Below are 12,909 nucleotides of genomic sequence, written 5' to 3' on the forward strand. Positions count from 1 at the left end.
AGCCCGGCTTTGCTTAGACCGGGTTGTTAATGTACATGGTCCAGTAACGGGCCAGTTCAGGTTCGCCAGCGGTGCCTTTCACCGACTTCAGGGTGCTGATGGCAGCAGCCTTCTTGCCGGCGTGGTACTGGGCGATGCCGTAGTGCAGCTTCATTTCTTCCGGCTTGCGTGCCGAGCCCAGCTTGATCGCTTCGTCGATCAGCTTCAGGCCAGCTTCACCCTTGCCATCGGACACCAGGGCGAAGCCCAGGTTGGCCAGGCCGTCGGCATCCTTTTCCTTGCGGAAGTTGGCTTCCTGTTCGGCGGCCTTGGCTTGCTGTTCCGCCAGGGTCTTGGCGGCCAGGTCTTTCAGGCGCTGGTGGCGGCCGGCATCTGCGCCGGTGCCCAGGGCACCCTTCTTGTAGCCTTCTTCCACGATCTTCAGGGCTTCCGCCGGGTTGCCGGCCTGCAGGGCCAGCTGGCCCATTTCCATGAATTCGGCGGGCTTGGCGATCTGCTTCAGGGCCAGTTTCAGGCGCATCACGTCCAGGTTCAGGGAGCTGGAGAAGCCAGGCTTGCCGACCACGCGGTTCAGCAGGTCAGCCCAGTAGGATGCCTTCGGATAGGAGGCAGCCAGCTTTTCCAGGGTTTGCACGTAGCCGGCCTTGTCGTTCTGCTTCAGCTGGATATTGGCCAGCATCTGCAGGTTGCCTTCCGACTTGGCGCCGCCAGCCTGCAGTTCCTTGGCCGCTTCGGCCAGCTTGCCGCTCTGGTAGTAGGTCTGGATCAGCTGCTCGCGCATCTGGGTGTTGCCCGGATTGTCCTTCAGGACTTTCTGGATGTAGGTGATGGCTTTTGGATAGTCACGCGCGCGCAGGTAGATGCTGGCCAGCGCTTCGGTGATCTTCGATTGCTGGTTGGCGTTCAGCTTGCCGGACGCCAGCACGGATTCGAAGGCGCGGGCGGCGGTGTCATTCTCGCCGGCAGCGGCAGCGATCGAGCCACGGGTGTACTCCAGCTGGAATTTTTCCAGTTCGGACTTGTTGCCAACAGCGTCAGCTTCTTTCAGTTTCGCCAGAGCTTCCTTGTTCTTGCCGGAAGCGGCCAGTTTCTGTGCTTCTTGCAGTGGCTTGCCCACTTCGGCGCGGACAGTTTGCGCGTGTGCGACGGACAGGCCCACCATCGGGGCGGCTGCATTGAAACCAATGGCGGCCATTACCAGGCCGAGATGTGCGAGACGAAACTTGGTCATGGGGTGATTTTCTTTCTTCAAAATGCGAAATAGGCAGGATAACCTGCCTATTTGGGAAAATAAAGGGTGTATTGACCCAATTATTTACTGGAACTGCTCGTTGCCGACCAGACCGATCTTGGTGACGCCGAGACGCTGGGCCGAAGCCATTACGCCTGCAACCACACTGTAGTTAACCAGCTTGTTGGGACGCAGGTGCACTTCAGGCTGGTCAGCCTGTGCCGCTACGTTCATCAGCTTGGCTTCCAGGGCGCTGCGGTCAGGAACGACCACGTTGTCCCACAGGATGGTGCCGTCGAAGTCAACGTCGATGGTCACAACCACAGGTTCCTTGGTTGGCGGTGGTGGGGTACCGACCGGCATGTTCAGGTTAACCGAGTGGTTAGCTTTCGGAATGGTAATGATCAGCAGAATGATCAGAACGAGCATGACGTCGATCATCGGCGTCATGTTCATTTCCATCATCGGTTCCGCTTCGCCGCCGGAACTGCCTACGCTCATACTCATGAATTGTTTCCTTTTCAGAAGGCCGCCCCCAATACTGCCGGGGGCGGCTTGTTCTTACATCTTATCAGGCGGTTCGGTGATGAAACCGACCTTCTGGATGCCAGCGCGCTGGGTGGTGTAGATCACACGGCCGATCGATTCATATTTCGCGTCTTTGTCGCCGCGCACATGAACTTCAGGCTGAGGCACCTTCACAGCTTCCTCTTTCAGAAAATCGAACAGCTCATTGGCGTCGCGCATTTTCTTCTGGTTCCAGTAGATGTCGCCATCTTTGTTAACAACGATGTTGACGTTCTCTGGTTTGGTCTGGATCGCCTGGTTGATCTCTTCTGGCAGAGAAATCTTCTGCAGTTTGAGAACGACCGGGCTCGTGATCAGGAAGATGATCAGCAGAACCAGCATGATGTCCACGAGCGGAGTCGTGTTGATCTCACTGTTAAGCTGCTCTTCTCCGCCTTCGGAGCCTACAGACATTGCCATGGTATTAGCCTACTTTTTTCGATGCAGCGTTCGAGGTGGACATGGCGCCGGAGATCAGCACGGAGTGCACGTCAGCCGAGAAGGAACGGATGTCTTCCATTGCGGTCTTGTTACGACGCAGCAGCCAGTTGTAGCCCAGAACGGCTGGAACTGCTACCAGCAGACCGAAAGCGGTCATGATCAGAGCGGCACCCACTGGACCTGCAACTTTGTCGATCGATGCGTTACCGGACATACCGATGTTGGTCAGCGCGTGGTAAATACCCCAAACGGTACCGAACAGACCGATGAACGGGGAGGTCGAACCAACAGTTGCCAGGAAGGACAGGCCATCGGACAGGCGGGACTGCACTTTGTCAACAGCGCGCTGGATGGACATGGTTACCCAGGTGGACAGGTCGATCTGTTCCAGCAGGGCGCCGTCGTGGTGCTGGGTGGCCTTGGTGCCGGTTTCCGCGATGAAGCGGAATGGGGAACCTTCGGTCAGGGTAGCGGTGCCGGCAGCGATCGAGGAGGCTTTCCAGAACTTGGTAGCCGCTTCTTTCTGCTGCTTGAAGATCTTCTGCTGGTCGATCAGCTTGGTCACGATGATGTACCAGGAGCCGATGGACATGATGGACAGGATGATCAGGGTAGCGCGGTCAACGAAGCCGCCATCCCAAACTGCAGCGATACCGAATGGGTTTTCCGCTTCTTCTTTAGCGCCGGCAGCAGCTGGGGCAGCTGGAGCGGCTGCTTCGGCTGCTGGTGCTGCGGCCGCGTCAGCTGCTGGAGCGGCGGCTGCGTCAGCAGGGGCCGAAGCTGCCGGGGCTGGTGCGTCAGCCATTGCTGGCGCGCTCACCAGGGCGGTAGCTGCGGTCACCGAGAACAGCACAGCGGCCAGTACAGCGGACAAACGGGTATTCTTAAACATGCTTCCTCCAAATTTGAAAAATTATCAGTTCGCTGGCTTAAACGACAACGGACTTACTTAGTTGCGAGACGGTGTACTGTCTCAGGTTTATTCCAGCGTCCAGACGTATTGCATCTGTTGCCAGGTTTCTTGCGGCTTGCCGTCCACGGTGGCCGGCTTGAATTTGCACTTGGAGATGCCGGCAACGGCAGCCTTGTCCAAATCACGGAAACCACTAGATTTCACTACTTTCGAATCGCCTACACGGCCGTCCGCAGAGATCAGGAACGACAGGGTAACCGTACCGGTTTCTTCGTTACGCAGCGACGACTTTGGCCACTCTGGCTTAGCGCAGGTGGTGAAGTCAACCACGGCAGGGGTCTTCACACCAGTTGCCGGAGGGGCAGGAGGTGCTGGCGGAGCCGCTGGCGGGGCTGGACGAATATCGGTGGTGGCTGGCTTCACGTTGGTCGCGTTGGCGATCACGTTCTGCTGCGGCGGCGGTTGCTGCACGTTCACTTCGACCGGAGGAATGAATGGCGGTGGTGGTGCCTTCATCTCAGGAGGAGGTGGCGGTGGCGGCAGTTCTTTTGGTGGAGGTGGGGCAACCTCCTCGATGATCTTGGTCTCCACCGGTTCGATCATCTTGCTGATCATACGCTTGCCCAGGCCGGATACGATGCCGTAACCGACTACAAGGTGCAGGACTACGACGAACGCGATGCCCGTATAGTTCTTCTTCCCGGCAATTTTCTCGTTATCACTGAAATTCATGCCTGCTTTCTCCAATACCAACTCTTTGTGTTGCTACTTTTAAACCCCCAAAATGGCGACACAAAACCTACAGCCGCATCCGGGACGTCGGCGAATTATACATACGAATTTTGGATTTTTGCATAGAATTTTGTCCGTAAAACCGTTTAAATTTCATGCCCTTAGCCCCATATTGGCAGGCTGGCATCTGATGCCCGCTAGACCATCTGGCAGAAAAAGCAAGAGAAAATTGAGTGTTTTTTCGCCCTTGCGATTGATCTTCATCAGTTTTTTGCGAACACTGAAGATTCCTCGCCAACAGCGCTGGCGAGGTTGAGGAAATTTGGTGAAGTGTGTTGCTTTGACGTAACTATGTCAAAACACGCCCGGTCAGATCACCCGGTTACGCTTTTCGCGCTTGCACTCGATGGTGCTGATCACCTGGCCGTCCGGTGATACCGTGTCCAGGTGGACGTCGAATCCCCACAGCCGGGCTACATGTTTCAGCACTTCGTTGGCCTGCTGGTTCAGGGGACGGCGGTTGTACTGCGTATGGCGCAGTGTCAGGGCGCGGTCGTCGCGGGTATTGACCGACCACACCTGTATATTAGGCTCGCGGTTGCCCAGGTTGTACTGGTCGGCCAGCATTTGCCGCACGTAGCGGTAGCCCAGTTCATCGTGGATGGCCGAAACGGCCAGCTTGTCATTCTTGTCGTCGTCCAGGACCGCAAAGAAGTGGAACTCGCGGATCAGGCGCGGCGAAAGGTACTGGGCGATGAAGCTTTCGTCTTTGAAATTGCGCATCGCGAAGTCGAGCGTCTTCTTCCAGTCGCTGCCGGCGATGTCGGGGAACCATTCGCGGTCTTCCGGCGTTGGGTTCTCACAGATTCGTCGGATGTCTGACATCATGGCGAATCCGAGGGCATAGGGATTGATGCCGTTGTAATACGGGCTGTGCACCGGCGGCTGGTACACGACATTGGTGTGGCTCTTGAGGAATTCCATCATGAAGCCATCGCTCACCACGCCTTCGTCGTACAGCTGGTTGAGGATGGTGTAGTGCCAGAAGGTGGCCCAGCCTTCGTTCATGACCTGGGTCTGGCGCTGCGGGTAGAAGTACTGGCTGATCTTGCGCACGATGCGCACGATCTCGCGCTGCCACGGTTCCAGCAGCGGCGCGTACTTCTCTATAAAGTACAGCAGGTTTTCCTCCGGCTCCGGCGGGAAGCGCGGCGCCGGCTTGTCGACCGCTTCCTCCTCGCGCCGCGGCACGGTGCGCCACAGCTCATTGATCTGCGACTGCAGGTAGGCTTCGCGCTCCTTCTGCTTCAGCTGTTCCTGCGCCAGCGACAGCTTGGCCGGCCGCTTGTAGCGGTCGACGCCGTAATTCTGGATCGCATGGCAAGAGTCGAGCAGCAATTCCACCGCGTCGATGCCGTGCCGCTGTTCGCACTCGCTGATATAGTTCTTGGCAAACAGCATGTAATCGATGATGGCGTCGGCATCGGTCCAGGTGCGGAACAGGTAGTTGCCCTTAAAGAATGAATTGTGCCCATAGGCAGCATGCGCTATCACCAGCGCCTGCATGGTCAGGCTGTTCTCCTCCATTAAATAGGCAATGCAGGGATTGGAGTTGATGACGATCTCGTACGCCAGCCCCATTTGCCCGCGCTTGTAGCCTTTCTCGGTAGCAAGGAAGTGCTTGCCGAACGACCAATGGGCGTAGGACACCGGCATGCCGACCGAGGTGTAGGCATCCATCATTTGCTCGGCCGTGATGATTTCCAGCTGGTTCGGATAGGTATCGAGGCCGAAATTGTGCGCCACGCGCCGGATTTCCTCGTGCGCCTGCTCGATCAGTTCAAAGGTCCACTCCGACTGCTCCGGCAGGGCCCGTGGATGCGGCGGGCGTTTGGTCATCTGGTTCATTTTGGCTGCTTCTTGAACAGTTCGCGGAACACCGGGTAAATATCGGCCGGCGTGACTATCTTCTGCATGGCGAAGTGCTGGTGGTATTCCGGCACCTGGGAGTATTGCTCCCACAGGTTCTGCGGCGGCCCGTCGGTGATCTCGACATAGGTGTAGTACTGCACCTTGGGCATGATGGTGTTGACCAGCAGCTGCCGGCACAGCACGGAATCGTTGTCCCAGTTGTCGCCGTCGGACGCCTGCGCCACATAGGCATTCCAGCTGCCGCCGCCAAAGCGCTCGTCGATGATCTTGTTCAGCAGGTGCAGGGCGGAGGACACCACGGTGCCGCCCGACTCGCGCGAGTGGAAGAATTCATTTTCGTCCACCTCGGACGCCGCCGTATGGTGGCGGATGAACACCACTTCGATCTTGTCGTACACGCGCTTGAGGAACAGGTAGAGCAGGATGAAGAAGCGCTTGGCCGTATCCTTGCGCTGCTCGTCCATCGAACCCGACACGTCCATGATGCAGAACATCACGGCCTGGGTCATCGGTTTGGGTACCTTGATGCGGTTCGAATAGCGCAAGTCGAACGGGTCGATGTACGGAATCGCCAGCAGCCGCGTGTGCAGGTGGTGGATCAGCTTCTTCAGCTCGATCACCTGCGGGTCGTCCAGCGGCGCGCCGGCCACCAGCAACTCCTCCAGCTCGCGCTCGGCCTCGATCAGCCGCTTGCGCGAGGAGCCGCCCACGGCAATGCGCCGTCCGAGCGCGCCGCGCAGCGAGCGCAGCACGTGGATATTGGACGGCGTGCCGGACACGGTATACCCGGCGCGCTGCTGCTTGAACTCGGTGGTCGCGGTCAGTTGGGTCTTGACCATATGCGGCAGTTCCAGGTCTTCGAAGAAGTAGTTCATGAATTCTTCGCGCGACAGTTCGAAGATGAAATCGTCCTCGGTGGTCTGGTCGCTGTTGCCGGCGCGGCCACGGCCGCTGCCGCCACCGCCTTTGGGGCGGTTGATCTGGTCGCCTTTCTGGTATTCCTGGTTGCCCGGGTTCACTACTTCCCAGACACCGCCATGGGCATGCCCGAACGAGGGCTCGTTCACGTCCTTGACGGGAATCGACACCTTTTCGCCATTCTCGATATCGGTAATCGAGCGCCCCTTGATGGCGCGCCCGACCGCATCCTTGATCTGGCCCTTGTATCGCCGCAAAAATCGTTCGCGGTTGATCGCGGACTTGTTCTTGCCCTGCAAACGACGGTCGATGAGGTAAGTCATGTGCCTCCTGCCTGCTTGATTGGCGCGTCCTGATTATCCACCTTTTGGCTCAGGACGACTTCCGCACGCGCAGATACCATTCGCACAACAGCCGGACTTGCTTGGCCGTGTAGCCCTTTTCCACCATGCGCGCCACGAAATCGGCGTGCTTGTTGGCGTCCTCGGCGCTGGCCTTGGCGTTAAAGGAAATCACCGGCAGCAGTTCCTCGGTATTGGAGAACATTTTCTTCTCGATCACCGTGCGGAACTTCTCGTAACTGGTCCAGGCCGGGTTCTTGCCGCCATTATTGGCACGCGCGCGCAGGCCGAAGTTGACGATCTCGTTGCGGAAGTCTTTCGGGTTCGAAATCCCGGCCGGCTTCTCGATCTTCTCCAGCTCGTTGTTCAGCGATTCGCGGTCGAAACTCTCGCCGGTATCCGGGTCGCGGTATTCCTGGTCCTGGATCCAGAAGTCGGCAAAGGTCACGTAGCGGTCGAAGATGTTCTGGCCGTATTCCGAATAGCTCTCCAGGTAGGCGGTCTGGATCTCCTTGCCGATGAATTCGACATAGCGCTGGGCCAGGTGCTCTTTTATATAGGAGAAGTATTTTTGTTCGGTCTCCGGCGGGAACTGCTCGCGCTCGACCTGCTGCTCCAGCACGTACAGCAGGTGCACCGGGTTGGCCGCCACCTCGGTCGAGTCGAAGTTGAACACCTTCGACAGGATCTTGAAGGCGAAGCGGGTCGACAGGCCGCTCATGCCCTCGTCCACCCCGGCATAGTCGACGTATTCGTGGATGGACTTGGCTTTCGGGTCGGTATCCTTGAGGTTTTCGCCGTCGTACACCAGCATCTTGCTGAAAATGCTCGAGTTTTCCGGCTCCTTCAGGCGCGACAGGATGGCGAACTGCGACATCATGCGCAAGGTGCCGGGCGCGCAGGGCGCCTTGTCGAGCGAGGAATTGTGCAGCAGCTTCTCGTAGATCTTGATCTCGTCGGTGACGCGCAGGCAGTAGGGCACCTTGACTATATAGATACGGTCGAGGAATGCCTCATTGTTGCGGTTGTTCTTGAAGCTCTTCCACTCAGATTCGTTCGAGTGCGCCAGGATGATGCCCTCGAAGGGGATGGCGCCAAAGCCTTCCGTGCCCTTGTAATTGCCTTCCTGGGTGGCAGTCAGCAGCGGGTGCAGCACTTTGATCGGCGCCTTGAACATTTCCACGAATTCCATCAGGCCCTGGTTGGCCAGGCACAGGCCGCCGGAATAGCTGTAGGCGTCCGGATCGTCCTGCGCATAGTCTTCCAGCTTGCGGATGTCGACCTTGCCGACCAGGGAGGAAATGTCCTGGTTGTTCTCGTCGCCCGGCTCGGTTTTGGAGATGGCGACCTGTTTCAGCACCGAAGGGTAGCGCTTGACCACGCGGAACTGGTTGATGTCGCCATTGAACTCGTGCAGGCGCTTGACGGCCCAGGGCGAGGGAATATTGCGCAGGTAACGGCGCGGGATGCCGTAGTCCTCTTCCAGGATGGTGCCATCCTCCGCCTCGCTGAACAGGCCGAGCGGCGATTCGTTCACCGGCGAACCTTTCAGGCAATAGAAAGGCACTTGCTCCATCAGGGATTTGAGCTTTTCCGCGATCGAAGACTTGCCGCCGCCGACCGGGCCCAGCAGGTAGAGGATTTGCTTGCGCTCTTCCAGCCCCTGCGCCGCATGGCGGAAGTAGGCGACCACCTGCTCGATCACGTCTTCCATGCCGTAGAACTCGCGGAAGGCGGGGTAAATCTTGATGACCTTGTTGGCGAAGATGCGGGACAGGCGCGTGTCGTTGCGCGTATCGACCAGGGTGGGTTCGCCAATGGCAGCCAGCATGCGTTCAGCCGCCGAAGCGTAGGTCAGGCGGTCCTTCTTGCAAAGCGCGAGGTATTCGGAGAGGGACATTTCCTCTTCCTTGGTGCGCTCATACCGTGCTGCGTAGTTGTCAAAAATGGTCATGTGAATGTCCTTTATTGAAAAACCTACTCGTCACATGGTCGGCAGTCTTAGCGTGGGCTGCAGGCCTGCTCTAACTTGCGCCAGCTTGCCTGAGGTGCCAGGGATTGCCCGAGGCTCGGAGCTGGATCATTATTAGCCGGCGGAGGGATGGTTGCCGGGCTCGAAACGCATCTTACGTTGATGAAATTTATTATTGCTCTATTGGATGGAGAAGTAAAGCTGGCTCTGCCCCCCTCGCGCGTTGGCACCACAGTAGCACGGCTGGCCCGACTCTGCAGCACACTTAATTGAAGTAAGATGGCACACCTAGCCCGCAGCCAGAGAGAACAAGAAATGACCATCCAAATGCGCTCCATCGTGCAGAACATGCCCAAGGCTGAACTGCACATCCATATTGAGGGTTCGCTCGAGCCCGAACTGATTTTTGCCCTGGCTGAACGCAATGGCGTGCAGCTGGCCTACCCGTCGGTGGCAGCGCTGCGCGCCGCCTATGCCTTCACCGACCTGCAGTCCTTCCTCGACATTTACTATGCCGGCGCCAGCGTGCTGCTGAAAGAGCAGGACTTTTACGACATGACCATGGCCTACCTGCAGCGCGCCAAGGCCGACCATGTGCGCCACGCGGAAATCTTCTTCGACCCGCAAACCCATACCGCGCGCGGCGTGCCGATCGAAACGGTCATCCATGGCATCCACCGCGCCTGCCAGGAGGGCCCGATCAGCGCCACGCTGATCCTGTGCTTCCTGCGCCACCTGAGCGAGGAGGATGCCATGGCCACCCTGGAAGCGGCGCTGCCTTACCGCGACAAGTTCATCGGCGTCGGCCTCGACTCGTCCGAAGTGGGTCACCCGCCGGAAAAATTCGCGCGCGTCTTCGCCCGCGCGCGCGATCTCGGCCTGCACCTGGTGGCGCATGCCGGGGAAGAGGGGCCGCCGGCCTATATTGAAGCTGCCCTCGACGTGCTGAAGGTCGAGCGCATCGACCACGGCGTGCGCTGCCTGGAAGACCCGGCCCTGACACGCCGCCTGGCGGCCATGCGCATGCCGCTGACGGTCTGCCCGCTGTCCAACACCAAGCTGCGCGTGTTCGACCAGATGACAGACCACAACCTGCTGCAACTGCTGGATGCCGGCCTGGTGGCCATGGTCAATTCCGACGACCCGGCCTATTTCGGCGGCTATATGAACGACAATTTCGTCGCGGTGTTTGATGCGCTGCCGCTGGGCCTGGCACATGCCCACCAGCTGGCGCGCAACAGTTTTGAGGCCGCCTTCCTGCCGGCGGCCGACAAACAGCGCTACCTGGACGAAGTCGATACCTATTTTTCTGCCTTCAACGTGGTCTGACCAATGTTTAGACAAGCCCTGAGGATGACGGCGCGCGACTGGCGCGCCGGACAGTTGCGCTTCCTGCTGGTGGCGCTGGTGGTGGCGGTGGCGGCGCTGTCGGCCGCCGGCTTCTTCATCGACCGCCTGCGTGCCGGCCTGAACCGCGACGCGCACCAGCTGCTGGGCGCCGACATGGTGGCGGCCTATGACAACCCGATCCCGGCCGCCTGGCGCGAGGAAGCGCTGCGGCGTGGCTTGCGGGTGGCGGAAACGCAGGCCTTCCCCAGCATGGCGCAAGCCGGGGAGGGCGCTGCCGCGCGCTCGGTGCTGGTGTCGCTGAAAGCGGTCAGCCCGGACTATCCGCTGCGCGGCCGCGTCAAGGTCAGCACCGATTTCGCCCAGGCCAGCGAGAGTATCGGCAGCCCGGCCGCCGCCGCGCCCGCGCCCGGCACGGCCTGGATCGACCCGGCGGTGGCCAGCGCGCTCGACGTCAAGGTGGGCGCCATGCTGCAGCTGGGCGACAAACACTTCCGCGTGACCCAGCTGATCGCCGCCGAACCCGACCGCGGAGGCGGCTTCATCAACTTCGCCCCGCGCGTCTTCCTGCCCTTGTCCGACCTGGCCGCCACCAACCTGGTGCAGGAGGGCTCGCGCGTCGGCTACCGCCTGCTGGTGGCCGGCAACGGCCCCAGCGCCAAGCCGGCGCAGGAATACGGCGAATGGCTGCGCGACCTGGTCAAGCGTGACAATGTGCGCGGCGTGCGCGTCGAATCGCTGGAAGAAGGGCGCCCGGAAATGAACGCCACGCTCGACCGCGCCGACCGCTTCCTGTCCCTGGTCGGCCTGCTGTCGGCCATGCTGGCCGCCGTTGCCGTCGCCATGGCGGCGCGCCGCTTCATGCAGCGCCACCTGGACGCCTGCGCCATGCTGCGCTGCCTGGGCCTGACGCAGAACCAGGTGACCGTGCTCTATCTGGTGGAATTCCTGCTGGTCGGCCTGGCCGGCAGCGCGCTCGGCGTGCTGGTCGGCTTTGGCGCGCACTATGTGCTGGTCGAGCTGCTGGGCAGCCTGGTCGGGGCCGACATCCCGCCGCCGTCCGCGCTGCCGGCCCTGCAAGGCATGGCCACCGGCCTGCTGCTGCTGGCCGGCTTCGCCCTGCCGCCCATCCTGCAGCTGCGCAACGTGCCGCACAACCGCGTGATCCGGCGCGAACAGGCGGCGCCGAAACCGGCCGCCCTGGCCACCTACGGCCTCGGCATCGCCGCCTTCGGCGCGCTGCTGCTGTGGCAATCGAACGACGTCAAGCTGGCCGCCATGACTGGCGGCGGCTTCCTGCTCGGCTTTGCCTTGTTCGCCCTGGTCGGCTGGCTCGGCCTGCAGGCGCTGCGCCCGCTGCGCAACCTGTTCCCGCAGCAGGCCTGGCGCTTCGCCGTCACCTCGCTGCGGCGCCGCCCCGGCGCCACCGTGGTGCAGGTGGTGTCGCTCTCGCTTGGCCTGATGGCGCTGCTGCTGCTGACCGTGGTGCGCGGCGACCTGATGACGACCTGGCGCAACACCATGCCGCCGGACGCGCCGAACCGCTTCATCATCAATATCCAGCCCGACCAGAAGGACGCCATTGCCAGCCGCCTGCACGCGGCCGGGGTCAAGGAATTGCCGCTGTACCCGATGATCCGCGGCCGCCTGCTGGCCATCAACGGCAAAGTCATCACGCGCGACACCTATAGCGACGAGCGCGCGCGCGGCCTGGCCGAACGCGAATTCAACCTCTCCACCATGACCGAACTGCCGGCGCAGAACCAGGTCACCGCCGGCAAGTGGGCGATGGCGGGCCAGGCCGGCGAGGCCTCGGTGGAGGAGGGCCTGGCCAAGACCCTGGGCCTGAAGCTGGGCGACAGCATCCGCTTCGACATCGCCGGCTCGCCGGTGGAAGCGCGCATCACCAGCCTGCGCAAGCTGGAATGGGGCTCGATGCGGGTGAATTTCTTCGTCATCCTGAACCCGGCGCTGATGGCGGACACGCCGCAGACCTACATTACCGCCTTCCACATGCCGAAGGCGGGCGCCCATGCCGGCACGGCCCTGTCACGCGAATTCCCCAACCTCACCATCATCGATGTGGGCGGCGTCGTGCGCCAGGTGCAGACCGTGCTCGAGCAGGTGATCCAGGCGGTGGAATTCCTGTTCGCCTTCACCCTGCTGTCCGGTGTGCTGGTGCTGTATGCCGCCCTGATGGGTTCACAGGATGAACGGCGCCGCGAAGCGGGCCTGCTGCGCGCCCTGGGCGCCACGCGGCGCCAGCTGTCGCAAGCCCAGCTGATTGAATTCATGCTGGTGGGCGGCCTGGGCGGCCTGCTGGCCGCCACCGGCGCCGGCCTGATGGGATGGGGCCTGGCCACCTACCAGTTCAAGTTCCCCTGGACCATCAGCATCTGGGTCTGGCTGGCCGGCTTGCTGGCAGGCGCCGTGTGCGCCGTGATCGGCGGCTGGCTCGGCCTACGCAACGTGCTCAACCACCCGCCGCTGCAGACCCTGCGCGAAGCCTGACCGG

Annotated in this window: 10 protein-coding genes; 2 read left to right on the plus strand and 8 right to left on the minus strand. The window is 60.8% G+C overall.

Annotated elements, in window-relative coordinates; translation table 11 throughout:
• Positions 1 to 13: 13 nt before the first annotated feature.
• The 8 genes from ACE3TQ_RS03945 to ACE3TQ_RS03980 form a co-directional block, all read right to left on the minus strand.
• Entirely contained in the window at positions 14 to 1,231 is a 1,218-nt protein-coding gene (locus ACE3TQ_RS03945; RefSeq protein ID WP_374580642.1) for a tetratricopeptide repeat protein, read from the minus strand.
• Between the two features lie 84 nt (positions 1,232 to 1,315).
• Positions 1,316 to 1,738, minus strand: a complete 423-nt coding sequence (locus ACE3TQ_RS03950) for a biopolymer transporter ExbD (RefSeq protein ID WP_202419649.1) — start codon at positions 1,736 to 1,738, stop codon at positions 1,316 to 1,318.
• A 54-nt stretch (positions 1,739 to 1,792) separates the two neighbouring features.
• Positions 1,793 to 2,218: an ExbD/TolR family protein gene (locus ACE3TQ_RS03955; protein WP_374580643.1), complete on the minus strand. Its 426-nt coding sequence runs from the start codon at positions 2,216 to 2,218 to the stop codon at positions 1,793 to 1,795.
• A gap of 4 nt (positions 2,219 to 2,222) precedes the next feature.
• Entirely contained in the window at positions 2,223 to 3,131 is a 909-nt protein-coding gene (locus ACE3TQ_RS03960; protein ID WP_374580644.1) for a MotA/TolQ/ExbB proton channel family protein, read from the minus strand.
• Between the two features lie 87 nt (positions 3,132 to 3,218).
• Positions 3,219 to 3,884 (minus strand): energy transducer TonB, encoded by a 666-nt coding sequence (locus ACE3TQ_RS03965; protein ID WP_374580710.1) that lies wholly within the window; start codon positions 3,882 to 3,884, stop codon positions 3,219 to 3,221.
• A 369-nt stretch (positions 3,885 to 4,253) separates the two neighbouring features.
• On the minus strand, positions 4,254 to 5,783 hold the full coding sequence (locus tag ACE3TQ_RS03970; RefSeq protein WP_374580711.1) for a SpoVR family protein: 1,530 nt from the start codon (positions 5,781 to 5,783) through the stop codon (positions 4,254 to 4,256).
• A 5-nt stretch (positions 5,784 to 5,788) separates the two neighbouring features.
• Positions 5,789 to 7,057 carry a YeaH/YhbH family protein gene (locus ACE3TQ_RS03975; protein ID WP_374580645.1) on the minus strand — a complete coding sequence of 423 codons (1,269 nt, stop codon included), beginning with the start codon at positions 7,055 to 7,057 and terminating at the stop codon, positions 5,789 to 5,791.
• Between the two features lie 49 nt (positions 7,058 to 7,106).
• Positions 7,107 to 9,029, minus strand: coding sequence for a PrkA family serine protein kinase (locus ACE3TQ_RS03980; protein ID WP_342119155.1), 1,923 nt, complete (start codon positions 9,027 to 9,029; stop codon positions 7,107 to 7,109).
• A 333-nt stretch (positions 9,030 to 9,362) separates the two neighbouring features.
• On the opposite strand from ACE3TQ_RS03980, the gene ACE3TQ_RS03985 reads away from it, so the two are divergent.
• The gene (locus ACE3TQ_RS03985) at positions 9,363 to 10,376 is read left to right on the plus strand and encodes an adenosine deaminase (RefSeq protein ID WP_374580646.1); all 1,014 of its coding nucleotides are present in this window, start codon (positions 9,363 to 9,365) and stop codon (positions 10,374 to 10,376) included.
• Between the two features lie 3 nt (positions 10,377 to 10,379).
• Entirely contained in the window at positions 10,380 to 12,905 is a 2,526-nt protein-coding gene (locus ACE3TQ_RS03990; protein WP_374580647.1) for an ABC transporter permease, read from the plus strand.
• The last annotated feature ends 4 nt before the right edge of the window (positions 12,906 to 12,909 follow it).

Source organism: Pseudoduganella sp., from assembly GCF_041914865.1.
Lineage (GTDB): Bacteria > Pseudomonadota > Gammaproteobacteria > Burkholderiales > Burkholderiaceae_D > Rugamonas.